Here is a 20,485-nt window from a genome sequence, read left to right on the forward strand (position 1 = left end):
GGCGGTTGCCCCGGGGTGTCACGGTGACGCGGGCAGGGGCAGCGCCCCCTCCCGTGCCGCCGCGGCGGCCAGCGCGTCCAGCACCGGGGCGATCAGCGGATGCCCCTCCGCCCCCTGCCGTACCGCGGCGAAGACCCGGCGGGTCGGCGCACTGCCCGCCACCGGCCGTACCACCACCCCCGCCAGCTCCATCCCCCGCAGCGCCGACCGGGGCACCAGCGCCACCCCGGCGCCCGCCCCGGCCAGCGCGACCACCGCGCGGAAGTCGTCCGAGGAGTGCGCCAGCCTCGGCTGGAAGCCGGCGAACTCGCAGGACAGGACCACCACGTCGTGGCAGGGATTGCCGGGGTACGGGCCGATCCACGCGTCCTTCTCCAGGTCGGCGATGGCCACCTGTGCCCGGTCGGCCAGCCGGTGCCCGACCGGCAGCACCGCGTCGAACGGCTCGGAGTACAGCGGCACCCGGGTCAGCCTCAGGTCGTCCTCGCCCGGGGCTCCCCGGTACTCGACGGCGACCGCCACATCGACCTGCCGGTCGAGCACCATCGGCACGCTCGCGTCACCCTCGGCGTCCTGGACCCGGACCCGGATGCCTGGCGCGGAGTGCGTCAGTTCGGCGATCGCGGGGGCGAGGACCAGGCCGATGCCGGTGGCGAACGCGGCGACGGTGACCGTGCCCGCGTCCCCCGCGTCGTAGGCGGCGAGCTCCGCCTCGGCCCGTTCCAGCTGGGCCAGCACCGCGTTGGTGTGGGTCAGCAGGATCTCCCCGGCGGGGGTGAGCCGGGCGCCGCGCGCGCCCCGTTCCACGAGCCGGTGCCCGGTCTCCTGCTCCAGCGCGGCGAGCTGCTGGGAGACCGCGGACGGGGTGAGATACAGCGCGGCGGCCGCGGCGGTCACCGTGCGGTGGTCGGCCACCGCACGGAGGATGCGCAGCCGCCGTGAATCGATCATGTGCCCCATTGTCCCAGGTCACGGAGGGAACCCCGCCTCCCGGGCGGGGCTCCCCGTGCGGGAGGCGGGGACTACTCCCCCAGCGCGGCCCGCGCGTCGACGAACGCGTCCACGGCGCGGTTCACGTCCGCCGTGGAGTGCGCGGCGGAGAGCTGGACGCGGATGCGGGCCGCGCCCTGCGGGACCACCGGGTAGGAGAACCCGATCACGTACACACCGCGCTCCAGGAGGAGCTCCGCCATCCGGCCTGCCTTCGCCGCGTCCCCGATCATGACGGGGGCGATGGCGTGGTCGCCGGGCAGGATGTCGAAGCCCTCCTCGGTCATCCGGGTACGGAAGAGCGCGGTGTTGGCATTGAGCTGCTCGCGCAGGTCGCCGGCGGCCTCCAGCAGGTCGAGGACCTTGAGCGAGGCGGCCGCGATGACCGGGGCGAGGGAGTTGGAGAAGAGGTACGGGCGGGAGCGCTGGCGCAGCAGCGCGACGATCTCGGCGCGGGCCGCGACATAGCCGCCGGACGCGCCGCCGAGCGCCTTGCCGAGGGTGCCGGTGATGATGTCGACCCGGTCCATCACGTCGTGCAGCTCCGGCGTGCCGCGGCCGCCGGGGCCGACGAAGCCGACGGCGTGCGAGTCGTCGACCATGACCATGGCGTCGTAGCGCTCGGCCAGGTCGCAGATCTCGCGCAGCGGGGCGACGTACCCGTCCATGGAGAAGACGCCGTCGGTGACGACGAGCCTGCGCCGGGCGCCGGAGGCCTCCTTGAGCTGCTTCTCCAGGTCGTCCATGTCGCGGTTGGCGTAGCGGAACCGCTTGGCCTTGGAGAGGCGGATGCCGTCGATGATGGAGGCGTGGTTGAGGGCGTCGGAGATCACCGCGTCCTCCGGGCCGAGGACGGTCTCGAAGACACCGCCGTTGGCGTCGAAGCAGGAGGAGTAGAGGATCGTGTCCTCCTGGCCGAGGAACGTGGAGAGCCGCTGCTCCAGCTCCTTGTGGACCTCCTGGGTGCCGCAGATGAAGCGGACCGAGGCCATGCCGTAGCCCCAGCGGTCCAGCGCCTCGTGGGCGGCGGCGATCACCTCGGGGTGGTCGGCGAGGCCCAGGTAGTTGTTGGCGCAGAAGTTGAGCACCTCACCGGGGCGGCCGCCCGCGGTGACGGCGACCGACGCGGACTGCGGGGTGCCGATCACGCGCTCGGGCTTGTGCAGTCCGGCGGCCTCGATCTCTTCGAGGGTGGTGCGCATGTCGTCGCGTACGGAGTCGAACATGAGGGGTGTCTCCCAGCTGTCTACGGTGGCGTCGTCTTCGGAGGCGTCGGGTCAGGAGGTCCAGTCGAGGATGACCTTGCCGCCGCGGCCGCTCGCCGCGTCGTCGAAGGCCGCCTCGAAGTCGCGGTAGCCGTACCGGCCGGTGATCACGGGGGCGAGGTCGAGGCCGCCCTCCAGCAGTACGGACATGGCGTACCAGGTCTCGTACATCTCACGGCCGTAGATGCCCTTGACGGTGATCATCGAGGTGACGATGCGGGCCCAGTCGACGGCGAACTCCTCGGACGGCAGTCCGAGCATGGCGATCCGGCCGCCGTGCGTCATGTTCGCGATCATGTCGCGCATCGCCTCGGGCCGGCCGGACATCTCCAGGCCGACGTCGAAGCCCTCGCGCAGCCCGAGGCGCTTCTGGCCCTCGGTGATGGTCTCCTCGCCGACGTTCAGGGCGAGGCTGACGCCGACCTTCCGGGCCAGTTCGAGGCGGGCCTCGCTGACGTCGGTGATGACCACGTTGCGGGCACCCGCGTGCCTGGCCACGGCCGCGGCCATGATGCCGATCGGCCCGGCACCGGTGATCAGTACGTCCTCACCGACCAGCGGGAACGACAGCGCGGTGTGCACGGCGTTGCCGAACGGGTCGAAGATCGCGGCGACGTCGAGGTCGACGGGGACCCGGTGCACCCAGACGTTGGACGCGGGCAGGGCGACGTACTCGGCGAAGGCCCCGTCCCGGCCGACGCCGAGGCCGACCGTGGAGCGGCACAGGTGGCGGCGGCCGGCCAGGCAGTTGCGGCACTTGCCGCAGACCAGGTGGCCCTCGCCGCTGACCAGGTCGCCGACGTTGATGTCGACGACGTCGGCGCCGGTCTCCGCGACCTCGCCCACGAACTCGTGCCCGAGAACGAGGGGGGTGCGTACGGCCTGCTGCGCCCAGCCGTCGTAGTTGCGGATGTGCAGATCGGTGCCGCAGATGCCGGTACGGAGGACCTTGATCAGTACGTCCGTGGGGCCGATCTCCGGCTCCGGCACGTCCATCAGCCAGAGTCCGGGCTCGGCCTTCTGCTTCACGAGTGCCTTCACGGCTGTGGCTCCCTGCGCTGGTGCGGCGTTGAGTACCCCGGGCCGGGGGCATGCCAAGGGGAAGCCTGCGGCCCGGGGAGGATCGAGAGGGACGGGACACATCGGCAGCGCGCGTCGATCGGCTGCCGCGCACCATCCTCGGCCGTCACGGAGAAATCTGCCGCACCCCGCGCCACAGGTCCATCGAGGTTTTCTTAAGCGCGCCCGAAGATCCGCTTCATGCCCTTCGGCACGGTTCCCCCGTCCGGCGCACGGAGGGACCGGCTCGGACCTCGGTGCGGGGCCGCGGGAGACGGGCCCGTCCGTGCGCGGCCCGGTGGCGCAAGCCCCTCTCCCGTACCGCGATCGACCACCCCCGTCGCCCCGGCGTCGCGTCGATCCCATGAGTACCGATCCCATGAGTGCCGACCCCATGAGTGCGGAAGAGGGGCGGCCGGTTCCCGGGAGATCCGCCGCTCCGTCAGGGTCTTCCGGGTTCCGGGTCGCCGGCCAGTCGGGCGTGCAGGTGCTCGTCGTGGTACTCGCCGTCGCCGAAGCGGAAGGACTCGCGCAGGACGCCCTCGGGGAGATAGCCGCAGCGGTCCGCCACCCGGCAGGACGCCTCGTTGCCGACGGCGTGGGCGATCTCGATGCGGCGGGCGCCGGCCGTCGCGAAGCCCCAGCCCGTCACCGCCGCGACCGCCCGTGTCGCGAGGCCCCGTCCACGGGCGGTGGGCAACAGCCAGTAGCCGATCATCGCCAGCCCGTCCGCGCGGTCGACCCAGCGCAGATTGACACAGCCCAGCAGGGTGCCGTCGATGGCGTCCACTATCGCGAAGGGGGCGGCCGTGCCGCGCTCCCAGCCGCCGTCACGCGCCTCCACCCAGGCACCGGCCGCGTCCCGGTCGGCAGCCGCCATGGGGTTCCAGAGGGCGATCGCCGGATCGGCGGCGGCGGTCACCAGCGCGTCCAGCAGGGCTTCCGAGCCGGCGTCCGCCCGGCTCCAGGGGCGCAGTACCGCGTCCTTCAGATCGAGTGCGGTACGGACGAAGGTCCTGTGGTCGGCCGGTGCGGAGGAAGAAGTGCTCATGCACCCCTTTCTACGGAAGGATCACACCTCCCGACCAGCGATTTTCCCGGACCGGGGTGACCTTCCCGGGCGGCACCGCGCCGCACACCTGAATCGGCACCGGTGTGCGACGCGGCCGATCGCACGGGTCACGTGCGGGGACGGCGGGTCAGGAGAGCGCCAACTCCGTGACGTCGCCCGCCTCCAGGACCCAGGTGGCGCTGAGGCCGCCCTCCTTCACCCGCGCGTCGCCGTCGCCCTTGAGCACCCCGATGCGGTTGCCGGACAGGGCGATCTGGATGGCCTGGTCGTACTCGTGGACCCAGGTGGCGCTGAGCCCGCCCTCCTTCACGTACGCCTTGCCGTCGTCCTTGAGGACGCCGATGCGGTTGCCGGACAGTTCGAGCTGGACGACGTCGTCGGCCTCGCGCACCCAGGAGGCGCTGAGGCCGCCCTCCTTCACCCACGCGACGCCGTTGCCGACCAGGACACCGATGCGGTCGCCGGCCAGGTCGATGCCGATGACGTTGTCCGACTCCCGTACCCAGGAGGCGCTGAGGCCGCCCTCCTTCACCCACGCGACACCGTCGCCGGTGACCACACCGATGCGGTTGCCTGAGAGCTCCAGCTCCTTGACCTTGTCGGACTCCTTGACCCAGGTCGCGCTGAGGCCGCCCTCCTTCACATACGCCTCACCGTTGTCCTTGAGGACACCGATGCGGTTGCCGGACAGGGCGATCTGCTTGACGTCGGTGGCTTCCTTCACCCAGGTGGCGCTGAGCCCGCCCTCCTTCACCCACGCGACGCCGTCGCCGGTGAGGACGCCGATGCGGTTGCCGGAGAGGGTGATCTGCTTGACCTTGTCGGACTCCTTGACCCAGGTCGCACTGAGGCCGCCCTCCTTCACATAGGCGTCGCCATTGACCCGCAGGGTGCCGATGCGGTTGCCGCCGTCACCGGAGACCGTGCCGGGCACCGCACCGGCCGGGGACGTCCCGGTGAGACCGGCCAGCGCCAGGACGGCCGCCGCCGCGGAGAGAGTCTTGAGCTTCAACGGAGTAACTCCTCTGCGCAAATGGACCCTTGGGCCGGAACGAATGGCGCCCTCGGGGGATTTGACCAATCCGATGACGCTCAACGACCGGCCGGGCGGACGGTGCGTCGGCCATTGAGGTGAGGGCGGCGCATTGGGTCCGATCCGCCGCGCGCCGGTCTCCGCGACCACCCCGCGCGCCGCCCGTCACCGCTACTGCCGTGAGCCGCAACCCGGGCAGAACGCGGAACCCTGGGGCACGGCCGCGTGGCACGAGGCGCACTGCGGGCTCTGGGCGAGCCGGTGGCCGCACCCGGGGCAGAAGGCGCCGCCGTGGGTCTCCGTACGGCACTGCGGGCACACCAACTGCCGGGCGCTGTCGGCGTCGTAGCCCTGCCCGGCGTTCTGCCCGGCTGCGTAGGCGCGGTCGGAGACCGAGTCGTTGAGCCCGCGCCGGCGGGCCGCTTCCGCCTCGGCGGCGGTGTCGGGGGCGCACTGGAGGCAGAGGCCCTGCTCGGGGTTCCAGCACCGCCCGCAGTCGTACGAGGTGCAGCGGGGGCAGCGGTTGAAGTGCCCGCGCGCGTCGTCGATCGCCCGCCGGAACGCGGTGTCCCGCGCCCCGCCCCAGGTCGCACCGGCCAGCCCGTCGGCAGCGTTGTTGATCGTGTTGGCACTGCCGCCCAGCAGGCCGAAGGCGGCGCTGACGCCCTTGCCTATCCAGCCTGCCGCCTGGCCCGATCTGAAGGGTTCGAACGGTGAGCGCCAGGTGTCCGAACAGCGCTGGCACCGGAACTCGAACTGGAAGCCCGCACCGGTGCCGTGCTGCCGCGACAGGTCGCTGTAGTTGTTGCTGAAGTAGATTTCGTCGGCCACGTCTGAACCTCTGTGCCCTCGCGTCGTCGGGTCGTCGTCAGAGGTCATGATGGCAATCATCGACGGCCGTGGTGCGGCCGGAAGGTCATGGTTCGGCAATACCGCCGTTCCCCTCCGGCGGGCGGGGCGGCCGGAGCACCCCCGCAGCCGCCCCGACAGACTTCGTGACGTACGCGGCGGGCATGGCGCGCATCTGGCGCACCGTGCCGCGTCCCGGGCCGACTCCGGTGCGCGGCACGGGTGTTCGGCGGGGCGCGCGAGGGAGGCGCACGCCTTGATAGCGTCGCTCCCGCGATCGCGGTTCCCACTTCCCGCCGGGGTCGTCGCCGTGCCTCGTACGGTCCGCCCCGAGGGCCGTTGACGGAGGGTGTGCCGACGCCACGGGAAGGTCTGCGGCAAGGACGAAGAGGGCCCGACGCATGAGTCTCGCGCAGTTGCACTACACCTCTGCCTCGGCTGCCGCTGCGGACGACGACGGGGGCGGGAACGGCGCGCGCTTCACGGCGGTGAGCGCCGGACTGCCCACGCAGGTGCTGGCCGAGGCCGAACAGCTCCTCGGCCTCGAACCGCCCGCCGACGCCCCGCACCGGCCGACCCCCGAGCAACTCCGCTCCCTTCCGGAGGCGTTCAGCTTCAGCGCGCTGCCGGACGGCGGTCATCTGCTGGCCCGCACGGTGGCATTCACCGGTCACGGCTCCGGGGCGTCCACCGGCCCCTCCTCCGGTCCCGGCACCCTCGGGTTCCACGCGCACGCGGTGCACCTCCCGGCCGGTACGCGCCTGCCGGACGACGCACTGCCGATCACCGCCTGGCGCTCGCCGGGCTGGGCGTCCGCCCCGCCGGCCGGAGGCGCGCCCGGGCGGATATCCGCCCTGCCGGCCTCCGCCGCCTTCGGGCCGGAGGCGCTGAACGACTTCGCGGTCTCCCGGAGCCCCTGGCTGGCGGCGGTCTTCGCCGACCTGCGCCGGGTGTGCGAGGGCCCCCCGGCGGGGCGTCTGGTCCTGGTGGAGCGGCACAGTGCCGATGTGGCCCGGTGGATCGCCCTCGCCTCGGCCGTGCTCCCGCCGGACCACGCGCACCGGCTGACGTTCACGACGTACACCCGCCGTCCGGCGCACTCCCCGCACCGGATCGTCGGTGTACTCCCGCAGGACGCACCGCGCGCGGGCGGATCCGAGGCGCAGGAGCTGCGGGTCCACGACTGCACGGGCGCGCGGCCCGGGGATCCGGTGGACGACGCCTGGGCCGAGACCTGCGCCCGGATCTGGCGGAACCGGTCCCCGAAGCTGTTCCGGGCGGCGGCCGAACTGCCCGGCGGGCCCTTCGCCGCCGGTCCGCTCGCCGTCACCGCGCTGTGCGCGGGTGTTCCGCTCGGCCCCGGCGAGCGGGCCGCGGCGGCCGAGTGGGCCGCCGAGCGGCCGTACGCGCTGGACGAGGAGCAGACGCACCGGCTCACCGATGCGCTGACCGACCCCAGCATCGACCGAACCTCTCGCGAACTCGCCGCCGTGGCACGGCTGTTGACCGCGCTCGACGGAAGGGCCCCGGCAGCCGTGACGGCCTCCCTCGGCGCACTGCTGGTGACGGAGGCGGTCCATGGGGGCGATGTCTCCGTGACACCCCCGGGGCGCTCGGTCTTCGCCGGGCCGGACGGGGAACGCGTCGCCGCGGCGCTCGTCGACACCCTGGGCGAGGATCTGCGGGCCGAACTGGCGACCGGTGCCCCCGTGGCCCCGGACGCCGCACCCGGGCGGAGTGTGGGGCGCACGGTCCAGTTGCTGCGGATCGCGCGGCTGCTGGACGTGGACTGTGCGGACCTGCTCCCCGAGGTCGTACGCCGAATGGCACGGGTGCTGCTGGACGAGGGCGCGGGCGACTGCGCCCGGGTGCTGCTCGACCTCCTGGACGAGCAGTTCGACGTCCGCACCGCGCTGCTGGGCGAGCTGGACCGGATCACCCCGCACCACCCCCTGGCGGCCCGACGGCTGCTGGCCGATGTCGCCCTGCCCTTCACCGGGGCCCAGGCGCTGCCGCATCTGCGGATGTGTGCGGCGGCGCCGGAGGCCGGGGCGGGCGGCGGCGAGGACCGGGTGAAGGTGCTGAACGCCGTGCTGCGCGCCGGCGGGATGTCACCTTTCACCGAGCCGTTGGTGCTGCGTACCGCGGTGGGTCTCGTCTGGGGCGACACCACCCCCACGGCGGGCGAGGCACGGCTGCTGCTGGCCGGGAGCACGTCGGACGCGCACCGTACGGCCGGAACGTGGGCCGTTCTCGTGGCGGCGGCGCTCGGTGCCCCGGCCGACGACGCGGAGGCCCCCGAGCTCGCCCATGACCTGTTGCGCGGCTTCCCCCAGGAGATCGACGCGCGGGCACGCGGCGCGCTGCTCCTCCTGGAGTTCGCCCGGGACGTCCGCTCGGGGGCGGCGGAGCCCGGCTGGGCGGAACGGGCCCGGGAGCTGTGTGCCGGGGCAGAGCCGGTGGAGCCGGGCGTGCGCGAGCAGGCGTTCGGCGCCCTGGCCGGGCGGCTGCTCGACCCGGACCGGCCGGAGGCGGAGCTGTACGCGTTCGTCCACAGCGACGACCCCGGCCTCATCGCGGCCTACGGCGGCGCCGCCCGGCAGGACGCGGTGCTCACCCGGCTGCGCTCCGACCCGGCCTATGTCGCCGACTGCTTCACCGTCTGGAGCTCCCACCCGCACGCGGGCCGCACCTGGAGCGAGACCCGGGCGGCGCTGCTGGAGGAGGTGCTGCGCCCGGTCGTGCGCGGCCTGTCCGCCGCCGAGGTGGCGGCGGTGGAGGAAGCCGCCGAACGGGCGGGCAGCAGTCGCACGGCGGAGGCGTTCCGGACGTGGAACCGGCCGGCCGGCCTCCGCAAGCGGCTCGGCGACAGACTGGCGGCCCGGGTACGGCGGACGTGAGCGGCGCACCCCGGCGGCCGCGGGCGGGCCACGGAGGTCGCGGGCGGCACCCCCGGCGGCCGTGAGCAGTGCACCCCCGGCGGTCCTGAGCAACGCACCAGCGCGGTGAGCGGCCCCGGCGGTGGCGGGCAGCGCACCCCGGAGGTCGCGGGCGACGCACCAGCACGGTAGGCAGCCCCGGCGGTGGCGAGCAGCCCCCGGAGGTCGCGGGCAACGCACCCCGCAGATCGCGGGCGGACCACGGAGGTCGTGGCCCGTCGTGGGTGACCGGTACCGTGTGACCTATCGATCTCGTGTGCTCCCGGCGGGCTGCGTGACACCCCCAGGAGGAACAGATGACGACGAACCGCGGACGCAAGGACGTCATCCGGGACCGGATGGCCGCGACCGGCGAGTCGTACAACGTCGCCGCCCGCAATCTGAAGGCCATGAAGGACATGGGCGCCACGCGTGAGGCCGTCCTCACCCAGCGCTGGCGGCCCGCCGACACGCTCGACGTCCCGTGCCCCTGCGGCGGTACGTGCGAGCCCGGCGAGCGGTGCGAGCGCTGCCACGCGCTCCACCGCCACGTGGCGCGCTACCCCGGCAGTGTCACGGACGTGGAGACCTGGGCCGACCGTTACGACTGCATGGGCTGCGCGTCCTCGTACAACCTGACCGTGGTGCTGCCCGGGCGGCCGTGGGGTGTCGCCGGGACCGTGGTCCGGGGCGGCTCCGCCGAGCCGGTCGTGCAGGCCCGGGTGTTCCCGGGTGTCGCCCATCCGCTGCTGCGGCCGGAGAGCGCCGAGGACGGGTCCGAGGACTGACCTCCGGGCCCGGCTCCGCCCCCGGCCGCCCCTGGGGCCTCTCGTTCGGGTCATGCCGGGCTCGCGGGGTCCGGCCTGGTCCGGACGAAGGCCCCCGGGTCACCGGACGGCCTGGACGACGGTCGCTCCCACCGCGACGGCGAGGACCAGTGCGACGACGACGAGGGACCGCGGGTTGCCGAGGTTGACCGTCCAGCCGATGCCGACCCGTTTGGGCACCAGGATCGCCGGGTCGTCGGCATTGACGTAGACCGTGCCGGCGCCGCGCCAGAAGCGGTCGTCGTCGCGCGGGACCAGTCCGGTGCTCTGCTCGCCCGTGTCCTGCGGCAGCCTGCTCCCGAAGGGCCCGACGCGCAGGACGAGCCAGGCGGTCACGGCGAGGACCCCGACGAGCGGCACCCCGGTGACGGCCAGGGTCATGGCCGTGGAGCGGGTGTCGCTCCAGATCAGCGCGGACAGCCCGAGCAGCATCAGGTCCACCAGGGCGGCGATGCCCATCATGGAGCGGGCCGTGACCGTGAGATAGCGGCGGTACCGTGCGGCGCCGGCCACGGGGCGCGCCACATCGAGGTCGGCGCGGGCACGGAGCAGCCCGGCGACCGTGGCGGCCATGGTCAGGGTGAGCAGGACCTGGCCGAGGACGAACCCGAAGGCGGTCCACACACTGGTCGGGTACGTACGGTAGACGGTGCCGCCGGGCGAGCGTTCGGGCAGCGCGAGGTGGTCGGGCAGGCCGGGGTAGACGACGATGCCCGCGACGACGCTGACGGCGATGACGGCCAGCGCGGGCACCGTCCAGCCCCAGGGGAAGCGGACCGGGTCGGTGCGCAGGGACGTGTCCACGACGGCGCCCTGCCGGGTCTGTTCGTACCACCCGCCCTCCGCCTTCGCGCGGGCGATGGCCCGGTGGGCGCGTACCCACAGAACGGCGGCGAGGGCGCAGAGCAGCAGCGAGCCGGCGACTCCGGCGGCCGGGGTGCCGAGCACGGCGCCGAGCGCCGAGGCGGGCACGGTGACGACGGCCGCGGCGACCAGCATCGCGCCGCGGTAGCGGCTGCGCTGTTCCTCCACGGCGGCGGAGCCCGCCTTGTCCGGCGGTACGCGGACGCCGAAGGGCACGGCGGAGGGGTTGAGGAGCGGGCTGGGAGCGGCGTACAGCACGGCGCCGAGCGCCGCGAGTATGCCGAAGTTGAGAGCTGCGTCGACCAGCAAGGGTGTTCACCTGTCCGTTCTTGTCGCCGGCACCGGCCGGGCGGGGCGCCGAGCCGGCGCACGGCACGACGTTCCGGGGTCTCGTTCCGGGAGCCGTTGGCCGAGGGACGTCGTACAGCGGCAGGGGCCGCCGCGGTCCCCCGCCCGGTCCCGAGGGTCAGGGCTGTTCGTCCTCCCTCGCGGGGAAGCGGTCCAGAACCGCCGCGACATGACTCATCACCTCCGCCTTCGCGATCCCTCGCACATCCAGCTCGGCGAGGAGGGTGCGCATCCGCGCCTCCCAGTCGGCGCCGGCCCGCAGTTCGTCCGAGGGCTGCTTGACGTCCGGCCGGACCGCGGCACCGCTCTTGCGGTTGATGCGGATGAACCCTTCGCGTCGTAGCAGGTCATAGGCCTTGTTGACGGTGTGGAAGTTGATCGCCAGGTCGACGGCCAGCTGCCTGGTGGAAGGGAGTCCGGCACCGGGCGCCAACGCCCCTTCCGCGATGGCCTCCACCACCCGGTCCCGGATCTGCTGATAGATCGGCACCTCGCTGTCGAGGTCGAGAACTAGATACACGCCCCAACTCTATCTGCTATACATCTAATAGAACAGACGCTCAGGCTCCGTTGGAGGGTGAATCCCCATGGCACTGATGAACATCACCGACACCGGCCTCACCATCGAGTTCAGCGGCCGTGAGCGCATATGGACCCTGCGCGGCTCCCTGACCGTCCCGCTCACCGCGGTCCGCCGGGTGACCGTCGTCGACAACCCGCTGCGCGCGGCCCACGGCGTCCGCAGGGGCCTGCACGCCGGCGGAGTCGCCAAGATCGGCACCTGGGGGCTGATCACCGGCCCCCGTCAGCTCGTGGCCGCCTACCGGGGCCGGCCGGGACTGCGCGTGGAGCTGGACCGCGCCGCCGCCGGAGGTGACTTCGACGAGCTGGTCCTCTCGCTCGACGACGCCCGGCGCTCGGCACAGCTCATCGAGCAGCGGGTGGGGAGCCACCGATGAGCGGACGTCCGCAGGGCCTGCCCGTGGAGGTCGGCGGGCTGACCAAGCGATTCGGCCGCGTCAGCGCCGTCGAGGACCTGAGCTTCACCGTGCGGCCGGGCGTCGTCACGGGCTTCCTCGGCCCCAACGGCGCGGGCAAGACCACGACCATGCGGATGATCCTGGGCCTGGTGGCTCCCACCGCGGGCACCGCCACCATCGGCGGAATGCGGTACGCGGACCTGCCCAGGCCCTCCGCCACCGTGGGCGCCGTCCTCGACGCCTCCGCGGTCCACCCCGGCCACTCGGCCCGCGACCATCTGCACATCTACCGCACCATGGGCGGCCACCCGCCCGAGCGGGTCGCTCGACTGCTGGACCGGCTGGGGCTCACGCAGGCGGCCGACCGCCGCACCCGCACCTTCTCCACGGGCATGCGGCAGCGGCTCGGTCTCGCCACCGCCCTGCTGGGCGACCCACGGGTGCTGCTGCTGGACGAGCCGGGCAACGGGCTCGACCCGGAGGGCATCGCCTGGCTGCGCGGCCTGCTGCGCGGGCTGGCGGCCGAGGGACGCACGGTGCTGGTTTCCAGCCATGTACTGAGCGAGGTGCAGCAGATCGTCGACGACGTGGTGGTGATCCGCGAGGGCCGGCTGGTGGCGGCGGGACCGCTGGCGGAGGTCGAGCGGCTCTCGCCCGGCACGGTGCTGGTCCGCTCGCCGGACGCGGCGGCCCTGCGCGCCGCGCTGCTGCGCGGTACCGCACGGGGCGGGGCGGCCGACCGGGTGGACCTCATGCCGGACGGAACGCTGTGCGTGTACGGGATGGCGGACTCGGCCGTCGCCGATCTGGCCGCCGCCGAGCGGCTGCGCGTGTACGGGCTGTCCGCCGGGACGAGCCTGGAGCAGCTCTTCCTCCGGCTGGCGGGGGACGGCGAACCGGCGGGCCCCGGCCGGCCGGCGGTACTGACCGACGAAGGGCGGAACCGGTGATGAACGCACTGGTCGAGGCGGAGTTCCGGCGGCTGGCCGCCACCCGCCTGTGGCTGTGGGCACTCCTCGCGGCCGTCGTCCTGGGCGGCGGCATGGTGGCGGCGATGACGCTGGTCGGCCCGGAGAACTTCGATCCGCCGGCGCCCGGCCTGGACACCGAGGGCGGCGTCCGCTCCGTCCTCGGAATGCTGAGCTTCACGGTGTTCCTGCCGGCCGCGCTCGGGACCCTGGCGATGACGTCGGAGTACCGGCACCGCACCGTCACGTACACCTTCCTCCACGCCCCGCGGCGCCGGCAGGTGCTCACCGCCAAGCTCGTCGCGTGCGGCGTCGCCGGGCTGCTGTACGGGCTGGTTCTCACCGGCACGGCGGCGGCCGCCTTCTTCGGGGGTACGGCGGCGCGCGGGGTGACCCCGGGCATGGCCACCGGCGAGGTGCTGGGGCTGCTCGTCCGGCCGGCGGTGGCGATGGCGGTGTACACCCTGCTGGGCGTGGCCGCCGGGGCGCTGATCCGCCATCAGGTCGCGGCGCTGGCCGTCGTCGTCGGCTATCTGTACGCGGGCGAGTTCCTGCTGATGATGATCCCGGGGGTGAAGCTCCTCTACCCGCTGCTGCCCGGTGGCGCCACGGCGGCCCTGACCGGCTTCGACTACGCCGCGGACACGATGGCCGCGGAGCTGGCGACCGGCCCGGTGCAGCTGCTCTCCCCCGTCGGCGGCGGACTGCTGCTCACCGGCTACGCCCTGGCCGCCGCGTTCGTCGCGGTGCTGGTGCCGATGCGCAGGGACGTGTACTGAGCGCGCGCGGCGCGACGTGTGCCCCGGAACATGTTCCGGGGCACACGTCCCGTCCGCTCAGTCCTCGTCCGGGACCAGGCGCAGCGAGATCGAGTTGATGCAGTACCGCTGGTCCGTCGGAGTGGGATAGCCCTCGCCCTCGAAGACATGGCCGAGGTGCGATCCGCAGCGCGCGCAGCGGACCTCGGTGCGGACCATGCCGTGGCTGCGGTCCTGGACCAGCTCGACCGCGTCGGTGTCCTTCGGGTCGTAGAAGGACGGCCAGCCGCAGTGCGACTCGAATTTGGTGTCCGAGCGGAACAGGTCGGCGCCGCAGGCGCGACAGGAGTAGACGCCCGTGGACTTGGTGTCGGTGTACTCACCGACGAAGGCGGGTTCGGTGCCGGCCTGGCGCAGAACCGCGTACTCGGCCGGCGTCAGCTCCGCCCGCCACTGCTCGTCCGGCTTCTCGATGTCGTACGACACGTCGCTCCCTCAGCTCGACAGGTGGTCCAGGATCTGCGGGCCGAGCTCCGTGACGTCGCCCGCTCCCATGGTGAGAACGAGGTCGCCGGGCTTCGCCATTCCCGCGATGGTCCCGGCGACCTCGGCCTTGTCGTGGACGGCGGTGACATCGGCGCCCGCGGCCCGCGCGGCGTCGATGATCAGCTCGCTGGTGATGCCGGGGATCGGGTCCTCGCGGGCCGGATAGATGTCCAGCACCACGGAGGCGTCGGCCAGCGCGAGGGCCTGGCCCATCTCGGTGCCGAGCTCCTGGGTGCGGGAGAAGAGGTGGGGCTGGAAGACGACCAGGAGACGGGCCTCGGAGGCGGCGCCGCGCATCGCTTCGAGGTCGGCGGTCATCTCGGTGGGGTGGTGCGCGTACGAGTCGATGACCTGCACGCCCGCCGCCTCGCCCTTGAGCTGGAGGCGGCGCTTGACCCCGGTGTACTTGCCGAGGGCCGAGGCCAGGTTGTGGGCCGGGATGCCGAGGGCGACACCGGCGGCCAGGGCCGCGACGGCGTTGAGGGCGTAGTGGCGGCCGGGCACGGAGACCGTGAACGTGAGGTACTTCCCGTTCAGGACGACCGTGACCTCACTGGTCAGGCCGCGCGGGGTGACCTTGTGGACGCGTACGTCGGCGGTCTCGGACTCGCCGTAGGTGACGACGTTCAGCGAGGAGCGGGCACGGACCCGCTCCGTCAGCTCGACGGCGCCTTCCTGGTCGGCGGCGATCACCAGGGTGCCGCCCGGGACGATCTTGCCGGTGAACGCCTCGAACGACTCGTAGATCTCGTCCATCGAGGCGTAGTTCGCGTGGTGGTCCAGCTCGACGTTGAGGACGATCGCGACCTCGGGGTCGTACTTCTGGAAGCTGCGGTCGCTCTCGTCCGCCTCGGCGACGAAGATCGCGCCCTCGCCGTGCGCCGCGTTGGTGCCGGGGCCGGCCAGGTCGCCGCCGATGGCGTACGAGGGGTCGAGGTTCAGCTCGGTCAGGGCGACGGCCAGCATCGACGTGGTGGTCGTCTTGCCGTGCGTACCGGCCACCGCGATGGCGCGCAGCCCGCCCATGAGCGAGGCGAGCGCGTCGGAGCGGTGCACGACGGGGACCGACAGCTCGGCGGCGCGCAGCAGCTCCGGATTGTCGGCGCGGATGGCGCTGGAGACGACCACGCACGAGGCGTCGTCCGCCAGATGTCCGGCGGCGTGCCCGATGTGGACGGTCGCCCCCAGCGCCCGCAGTGCCTCGGCGGTACCCGACTCCTTGGCGTCGCTGCCCGCGACCTCGGCGCCGCGCTGGGCGAGGATCTTCGCGATGCCCGACATTCCGGCGCCGCCGATGCCGATGAAGTGCGGCCGTTCCATGGCGGCAGGAATACCGGGTGCCATGCGTGTGTCTCCCAGAAGTCGATACGAGTACCCGAGTCGGTACGGAGTGCCCGCCCAGCCTATTCGCTGTGCGCGAAGAGCTTGAGCACCGGTACGCCGACCTTGTGACGGGCCCGGGACGCCCAGTCCCGGTGGAAGAACTCCTCGACGTAGTGCGGTGCGGTCAGCACGATGACCTCGTCCGCCTCCGCGTCGTCGACCACGGATTTCAGCTTGTCCAGGGGGTGGTCCTCGACCACCTGTCCGACCGCTTCGGAGCCCGCCTGGCGCAGTGCCTCCAGTGACACTTCGAGCGCGAGTTCGGCCGACTGTCTGGCGTTCTTGCCCTCCGGCTCCTCACCCTCCCGGGCGGCCTCCTTCAGTTCGCCCATCGCGAGGTCGTCGATGGCTCGCAGCAGCACATCGGCCTGGTCACCGCGCGGCTGCATGAGCACGACGAAGGAGGTCTGCTCCTCCCCGTGCAGGGTGGTGACGAACTCGACGTCCTCGGAGGTGAGGGCCTTCTCGATCATCAAAACGCTGGTGAACACCACGGGCGCCCTTCTGCTTCAGTGGCCGTCGCCGGTCACTGCTGAAACCATCCTTCCCCGTGCTCGCACGGGGTCTGCGAGAGTAATTGTGCCCACCGGAAGCTAACCGGAACGACAAATTCCGCTGATTGTCAGCTCCGACGGTACCGAGTGAAGAGGAACCCGGCCTCCTCCAGCACCGATGCCAGGGCGAATCGTTCCGGCACGGCCACCGAGGGGCCGCCCGCGATCCGCTGCGCGTCCCCGGCGGTCAGCATCGGCGAGAGGGTCAGACAGAGCTCGTCCAGCACCCCGGCGGCCACGAACTGCCCCAGCATCCTCGGGCCGCCCTCGGTCAGCAGCCGCTTGAGCCCGCGGTCAGCCAGCTCCTTTACGGCCCTGGCGGGGTCCACCCGGGAGCCGTCCCCCGCGATCACCACCTCGGCGCCCGCCCGGCGCGCCTCCCCGATCCGGCCCGGCGGGGCCCCGGCGCCGGTCAGTACCAGGGTCGGCACCAGCGGCTCGGTGAAGAGCGGCAACGAGAAGTCGAGGTCCAGGCTGCCGCTCACCACGGCGATCGCGGGTGCGGGCCCCTGCCCGGCCGCGGCCCGGCGGGCGGCGAATGCCTCCCGGGCCCTGGCGGGCCGGTAGCCCTCCAGACGTACCGTCTCCGCGCCGGCCAGCACCACATCGGCCAGACCGCGCAGGGTGCCGAAGATCCGCATGTCGCTCTCGCAGGAGATCGGCTGCGAGCGGCCGTCGTGCTGGGCGGCCCCGTCGAGCGTCGAAACCATGTTGGCGCGCAGCCAGGGGCCGTCCTGTTCGGGGTAGGCGTAGGCGTCGGCCAGGGCGTCCAGATTCCACTCCCCCTCGTGGTCAGCCGGTGTCGGGTCGGTCACAGGGAAGAGGCGTCGCATGTCCTGCAGTCTGGCACGGCGCTTAAGGTGGAGAGTTGTGTCGTCCTCCACAGCCCTGCCGGGGCAGAGCCCCATAGCCGAAACGGCCCCCCTGTCCCTCTGCGCACGTGAACCCCGCGTTCCCGCCGACCGGCTGGTCGCCGAGATGGTGCCGCCGCCGCGCTTCGACTCCGTGCGCTTCGATACGTACGTCCCGGACCCGAACCAGCCGAGCCAGACCGAGGCGGTCAAGGTCCTGGGCGACTTCGCGGCCGGGCTCGGCGGGGCGCATGCCAGCGGCTCGGGCAAGCGCAAGTGGTTCAGCAGGAAGCCCGCCGCTCCCTCGGCACCGCTCGGGGTCTACCTCGACGGCGGCTACGGCGTCGGCAAGACCCATCTGCTGGCCTCCCTGTGGCATGCCACCCCCGCCGCCCCCTCGCTGAAGGCGTTCGGCACCTTCGTCGAGCTGACCAACCTGGTCGGCGCGCTGGGCTTCCAGCAGACCGTGCAGACGCTGAGCGGGCACCGGCTGCTGTGCATCGACGAATTCGAGCTGGACGACCCGGGCGACACCGTGCTGGTGTCGTCGCTGCTGAGCAGGCTGGTCGAAGCCGGGGTCGCGCTCGCCGCCACCTCCAACACACTGCCCGGCAAGCTCGGTGAGGGCCGGTTCGCCGCGGCCGACTTCCTGCGGGAGATCCAGGGGCTGTCCGCGCACTTCCGTCCGCTGCGGATCGACGGCGAGGACTACCGCCACCGCGGGCTGCCCGAGGCCCCGCCGCCGTACTCCGACGAGCAGGTCACCCGGGCCGCGTACGCCACCGAGGGCGCCAGCCTGGACGACTTCCCCTCGCTGCTCGACCATCTCGCCCGGGTCCATCCGAGCCGCTACGGCGCGCTGACGGACGGCCTGCGGGCGGTCTGCCTCACCGAGGTCCAGCCGGTGCCCGACCAGTCGACCGCGCTGCGGCTCGTCGTCCTCGCGGACCGGCTGTACGACCGGGAGGTCCCGGTGCTCGCCTCCGGGATGCCGTTCGACCGGCTGTTCAGTGAAGAGATGCTGAACGGCGGATACCGGAAGAAGTACTTCCGGGCGATCTCCCGGCTGACGGCGCTGGCGCGCGACGCGAAGGGGCTGGTGGCGCAGTAGGTTCGGGGCGTACCGCCCGGGGCGCCTTTGAGCACCCCGGGCCCCGTATCGACCGCGCACACCGCTTGAAGGGAATCGGCATGGCAACCACGCGTCAGGCTCACACGGTCTGGGACGGCAACCTGCTCGAAGGCAAGGGGGTCGTCACCCTCGACTCCTCCGGCGTCGGCGAATTCGACGTCTCCTGGCCGTCCCGCGCGGAGAAGGCGAACGGCAAGACCTCTCCCGAGGAGCTCATCGCGGCGGCGCACTCCAGCTGCTTCTCGATGGCGCTGGCCCACGGTCTGGCCGGGGCCGGCACCCCGTCGACCCAGCTGACCACCACGGCCGACGTCACCCTCCAGCCCGGTACCGGCATCACCGGCATCCACCTCACGGTCCAGGGCCAGGTGCCCGGGATCGACGAGGCGGACTTCGTCAGGGCCGCCGAGGAGGCCAAGGCGAACTGCCCGGTCAGCCAGGCACTGACCGGCACGACGATCACCCTCACCGCCTCGCTGGTCTGACCACAGGGGCCACTCCCGGCCCGGGACACACGTGTGGCCCGGTGACCCGCATGGTTCCCGCGCGGCGATACGCGTGGTACACACATGCGGGTCACTTCTCCTGTCCGCCAGCAGGGAGTTGCCTCATGTCATCAGAAACGTCAGGCCTGACCGAAGAAACGTCACGGCCGGCCGCCACCCGTCGCCAGGTCCTGGCCGGCAGCGGCGCGGCCGTCGCCTCCATCGCCTTCACCGGGGCCTTCTCCGAACTCTTCGCGGGGACCGCACAAGCCCGGGGACACAGCGGGTACGGCCCGCTGGTGCCCGACCCCGACGGTCTGCTCGACCTCCCGAAGGGCTTCCGCTACCGGGTCCTGTCCCGGGAGGGCGACCCGCTCCGCTCCGGCGAGGGCCAGGTCCCCGGCAACCACGACGGAATGGCCGCCTTCGCGGGCCGCCACGGCCATGTCCGCCTGGTCCGCAACCACGAGAACCGGGTCACCGCGAAGCGCCCGGTCCCGGTCGTCGAGGGCCTCACCTACGACCCGATGGGCAAGGGCGGCTGTACGGCCCTGGAACTCGACGGCCGCAACAACGTCCTGGGCGAACGCGTCGCCATCGCCGGTACGGCGGTGAACTGCGCGGGCGGGCGAACCCCTTGGAACACCTGGCTGACCTGCGAGGAGACCGAGGACAGAGCCGGCACCAACGGCTACACCAAGGACCACGGCTTCATCTTCGAGGTGGACGGCGCCGATCCGCACCGCACCGGGGCCGTGCCGCTCACCGCGATGGGCCGCTTCCAGCACGAGGCCATCGCGATCGACCCGAGGAGCGGGATCGTCTACGAGACGGAGGACGCGTTCGAGAAGCCGTTCGGGCTCTTCTACCGCTTCCTGCCGGAGAAACCGCTCGGCGGCACCGGCTCGCTGCGGGCCGGCGGCCATCTGGAGGCCATGCGGGTGCCGGGCGTCCCCGACCTCTCCGCGGTCCAGGAGACCGGCACGAGCTTCGAGGGCATCGAGTGGGTCCCCGTACCCGATCCGCTGGCCACAGAGACACCGATCCGGTTCCAGGACTTCGGCCGGAAGGGCATCACGCACGCGCAGAAGCTGGAGGGCTGCTACTGGGGCGGCTCCTCGGTCTACTTCGTCTCCAGCTTCGCGCACAGCGCGGAGGGGTCCGCCGCCGACCACTACGGCCAGGTGTGGCGGTACGAGCCGAAGCGGCGCCGCCTCACGCTCGTGATCGTCTTCGGTCCCGGCACCGACGTGCAGCTGCCGGGCGAGTCCCCGGACAACATCTGCCTCGCCGCCGACGGCGGGCTGATGGTGTGCGAGGACGGCGGCGGCGCGCAGCATGTGTTCGGCCTGACGCGGCGCGGCGAGGTGTACGCGATGGCGCGGGGCCGGCAGAACATCGGGACACCGCAGGAGCCCGAGTGGGGGGAGTTCGCCGGGGTCACGTTCGCTCCGGACGGCGGGACGATGTACGTGAACTGCTACACACCGGGGACCACGTTCGCGGTGACGGGGCCGTGGCGCTGACGCGCTGAGGTGCAGGGGGGGCGGACAGACATTGTCCGCCCCTCCCACTGCCCCGACGCCGCCAGGTGCACACGCTG

The 20,485-nt window shown here is 72.7% G+C and carries 20 protein-coding genes; 8 read left to right on the forward strand and 12 right to left on the reverse strand.

Annotated features, from left to right (window positions below; all coding sequences use genetic code 11):
• Window positions 1-18: 18 nt before the first annotated feature.
• The 6 genes from AB0D53_RS18300 to AB0D53_RS18325 all read right to left on the reverse strand — a co-directional run bounded on the left by AB0D53_RS18300 (window position 19) and on the right by AB0D53_RS18325 (window position 6,250).
• Window positions 19-951: a LysR family transcriptional regulator gene (locus tag AB0D53_RS18300; protein ID WP_362447241.1), complete on the reverse strand. Its 933-nt coding sequence runs from the start codon at window positions 949-951 to the stop codon at window positions 19-21.
• 71 nt (window positions 952-1,022) lie between these two features.
• Window positions 1,023-2,216 carry a glycine C-acetyltransferase gene (locus AB0D53_RS18305; protein ID WP_362447244.1) on the reverse strand — a complete coding sequence of 398 codons (1,194 nt, stop codon included), beginning with the start codon at window positions 2,214-2,216 and terminating at the stop codon, window positions 1,023-1,025.
• Window positions 2,217-2,267: 51 nt separating this feature from the next.
• Window positions 2,268-3,296 carry an L-threonine 3-dehydrogenase gene (tdh, locus tag AB0D53_RS18310; RefSeq protein ID WP_362447247.1) on the reverse strand — a complete coding sequence of 343 codons (1,029 nt, stop codon included), beginning with the start codon at window positions 3,294-3,296 and terminating at the stop codon, window positions 2,268-2,270.
• 460 nt (window positions 3,297-3,756) lie between these two features.
• Window positions 3,757-4,365, reverse strand: coding sequence for a GNAT family protein (locus AB0D53_RS18315; RefSeq protein ID WP_362447250.1), 609 nt, complete (start codon window positions 4,363-4,365; stop codon window positions 3,757-3,759).
• Window positions 4,366-4,513: 148 nt separating this feature from the next.
• On the reverse strand, window positions 4,514-5,398 hold the full coding sequence (locus AB0D53_RS18320; RefSeq protein ID WP_362447253.1) for a peptidase S1: 885 nt from the start codon (window positions 5,396-5,398) through the stop codon (window positions 4,514-4,516).
• A 192-nt stretch (window positions 5,399-5,590) separates the two neighbouring features.
• Entirely contained in the window at window positions 5,591-6,250 is a 660-nt protein-coding gene (locus AB0D53_RS18325; RefSeq protein ID WP_362447256.1) for a zinc ribbon domain-containing protein, read from the reverse strand.
• A gap of 419 nt (window positions 6,251-6,669) precedes the next feature.
• On the opposite strand from AB0D53_RS18325, the gene AB0D53_RS18330 reads away from it, so the two are divergent.
• Window positions 6,670-9,168, forward strand: a complete 2,499-nt coding sequence (locus AB0D53_RS18330; RefSeq protein ID WP_362447259.1) for a GTPase-associated protein 1-related protein — start codon at window positions 6,670-6,672, stop codon at window positions 9,166-9,168.
• 335 nt (window positions 9,169-9,503) lie between these two features.
• The gene (locus AB0D53_RS18335; protein ID WP_362447262.1) at window positions 9,504-9,974 is read left to right on the forward strand and encodes a hypothetical protein; all 471 of its coding nucleotides are present in this window, start codon (window positions 9,504-9,506) and stop codon (window positions 9,972-9,974) included.
• A gap of 99 nt (window positions 9,975-10,073) precedes the next feature.
• Here the strand turns inward: AB0D53_RS18335 and AB0D53_RS18340 are convergent, their stop codons facing one another.
• Window positions 10,074-11,186, reverse strand: coding sequence for a DUF5808 domain-containing protein (locus AB0D53_RS18340; RefSeq protein WP_362447265.1), 1,113 nt, complete (start codon window positions 11,184-11,186; stop codon window positions 10,074-10,076).
• 157 nt (window positions 11,187-11,343) lie between these two features.
• A complete protein-coding gene (locus AB0D53_RS18345; protein ID WP_329819635.1) occupies window positions 11,344-11,745 on the reverse strand; it encodes a GntR family transcriptional regulator in 402 nt (133 codons plus the stop codon).
• Window positions 11,746-11,812: 67 nt separating this feature from the next.
• Between AB0D53_RS18345 and AB0D53_RS18350 the strand changes: the two genes are divergently transcribed.
• From AB0D53_RS18350 to AB0D53_RS18360, 3 genes are read left to right on the forward strand one after another with little or no spacing between them, the layout of a single operon-like run.
• Complete coding sequence (locus AB0D53_RS18350) at window positions 11,813-12,184, forward strand: hypothetical protein (protein ID WP_362447270.1); 372 nt, start codon at window positions 11,813-11,815, stop codon at window positions 12,182-12,184.
• Window positions 12,181-13,155, forward strand: a complete 975-nt coding sequence (locus tag AB0D53_RS18355) for an ATP-binding cassette domain-containing protein (RefSeq protein WP_362447273.1) — start codon at window positions 12,181-12,183, stop codon at window positions 13,153-13,155. Before AB0D53_RS18350 ends, AB0D53_RS18355 begins: the two co-directional genes overlap by 4 nt.
• Window positions 13,155-13,952 carry an ABC transporter permease gene (locus AB0D53_RS18360; protein WP_362447276.1) on the forward strand — a complete coding sequence of 266 codons (798 nt, stop codon included), beginning with the start codon at window positions 13,155-13,157 and terminating at the stop codon, window positions 13,950-13,952. The genes AB0D53_RS18355 and AB0D53_RS18360 overlap by 1 nt, the downstream gene beginning before the upstream one ends.
• 57 nt (window positions 13,953-14,009) lie before the next feature.
• Here AB0D53_RS18360 and msrB read toward each other — a convergent pair whose 3' ends face one another.
• From msrB to AB0D53_RS18380, 4 genes are all read right to left on the reverse strand, one after another.
• Window positions 14,010-14,417 carry a peptide-methionine (R)-S-oxide reductase MsrB gene (msrB, locus tag AB0D53_RS18365; protein WP_362447279.1) on the reverse strand — a complete coding sequence of 136 codons (408 nt, stop codon included), beginning with the start codon at window positions 14,415-14,417 and terminating at the stop codon, window positions 14,010-14,012.
• A gap of 9 nt (window positions 14,418-14,426) precedes the next feature.
• Window positions 14,427-15,821, reverse strand: a complete 1,395-nt coding sequence (gene murC / locus AB0D53_RS18370) for a UDP-N-acetylmuramate--L-alanine ligase (RefSeq protein WP_362447283.1) — start codon at window positions 15,819-15,821, stop codon at window positions 14,427-14,429.
• A 59-nt stretch (window positions 15,822-15,880) separates the two neighbouring features.
• A complete protein-coding gene (locus tag AB0D53_RS18375) occupies window positions 15,881-16,333 on the reverse strand; it encodes an indole-3-glycerol phosphate synthase (protein ID WP_362447684.1) in 453 nt (150 codons plus the stop codon).
• Window positions 16,334-16,482: 149 nt separating this feature from the next.
• Window positions 16,483-17,247 carry a pyrimidine reductase family protein gene (locus AB0D53_RS18380; RefSeq protein ID WP_362447286.1) on the reverse strand — a complete coding sequence of 255 codons (765 nt, stop codon included), beginning with the start codon at window positions 17,245-17,247 and terminating at the stop codon, window positions 16,483-16,485.
• A 37-nt stretch (window positions 17,248-17,284) separates the two neighbouring features.
• On the opposite strand from AB0D53_RS18380, the gene zapE reads away from it, so the two are divergent.
• From zapE to AB0D53_RS18395, 3 genes are all read left to right on the forward strand, one after another.
• Window positions 17,285-18,376 (forward strand): cell division protein ZapE, encoded by a 1,092-nt coding sequence (gene zapE / locus AB0D53_RS18385; RefSeq protein ID WP_329819624.1) that lies wholly within the window; start codon window positions 17,285-17,287, stop codon window positions 18,374-18,376.
• 80 nt (window positions 18,377-18,456) lie between these two features.
• The gene (locus tag AB0D53_RS18390; RefSeq protein ID WP_362447291.1) at window positions 18,457-18,882 is read left to right on the forward strand and encodes an OsmC family protein; all 426 of its coding nucleotides are present in this window, start codon (window positions 18,457-18,459) and stop codon (window positions 18,880-18,882) included.
• A 125-nt stretch (window positions 18,883-19,007) separates the two neighbouring features.
• Window positions 19,008-20,408: an alkaline phosphatase PhoX gene (locus AB0D53_RS18395; protein ID WP_362447294.1), complete on the forward strand. Its 1,401-nt coding sequence runs from the start codon at window positions 19,008-19,010 to the stop codon at window positions 20,406-20,408.
• Window positions 20,409-20,485: the final 77 nt, after the last annotated feature.

Origin of the sequence: Streptomyces sp. NPDC048295, assembly GCF_040652135.1 — a bacterium.
In the GTDB taxonomy this organism is placed as follows: domain Bacteria; phylum Actinomycetota; class Actinomycetes; order Streptomycetales; family Streptomycetaceae; genus Streptomyces.

Bases quoted from the DNA above. Each gene is read 5' to 3' on its own strand.
- AB0D53_RS18300 (WP_362447241.1), bottom strand. From the start codon at position 951: ATGATCGATTCACGGCGGCTGCGCATCCTCCGTGCGGTGGCCGACCAC.
- AB0D53_RS18305 (WP_362447244.1), bottom strand. From the start codon at position 2,216: ATGTTCGACTCCGTACGCGACGACATGCGCACCACCCTCGAAGAGATC.
- AB0D53_RS18315 (WP_362447250.1), bottom strand. From the start codon at position 4,365: ATGAGCACTTCTTCCTCCGCACCGGCCGACCACAGGACCTTCGTCCGT.
- AB0D53_RS18330 (WP_362447259.1), top strand. From the start codon at position 6,670: ATGAGTCTCGCGCAGTTGCACTACACCTCTGCCTCGGCTGCCGCTGCG.
- AB0D53_RS18335 (WP_362447262.1), top strand. From the start codon at position 9,504: ATGACGACGAACCGCGGACGCAAGGACGTCATCCGGGACCGGATGGCC.
- AB0D53_RS18350 (WP_362447270.1), top strand. From the start codon at position 11,813: ATGGCACTGATGAACATCACCGACACCGGCCTCACCATCGAGTTCAGC.
- AB0D53_RS18355 (WP_362447273.1), top strand. From the start codon at position 12,181: ATGAGCGGACGTCCGCAGGGCCTGCCCGTGGAGGTCGGCGGGCTGACC.
- AB0D53_RS18360 (WP_362447276.1), top strand. From the start codon at position 13,155: ATGAACGCACTGGTCGAGGCGGAGTTCCGGCGGCTGGCCGCCACCCGC.
- murC (WP_362447283.1), bottom strand. From the start codon at position 15,821: ATGGCACCCGGTATTCCTGCCGCCATGGAACGGCCGCACTTCATCGGC.
- AB0D53_RS18375 (WP_362447684.1), bottom strand. From the start codon at position 16,333: ATGATCGAGAAGGCCCTCACCTCCGAGGACGTCGAGTTCGTCACCACC.
- AB0D53_RS18380 (WP_362447286.1), bottom strand. From the start codon at position 17,247: ATGCGACGCCTCTTCCCTGTGACCGACCCGACACCGGCTGACCACGAG.
- AB0D53_RS18390 (WP_362447291.1), top strand. From the start codon at position 18,457: ATGGCAACCACGCGTCAGGCTCACACGGTCTGGGACGGCAACCTGCTC.
- AB0D53_RS18395 (WP_362447294.1), top strand. From the start codon at position 19,008: ATGTCATCAGAAACGTCAGGCCTGACCGAAGAAACGTCACGGCCGGCC.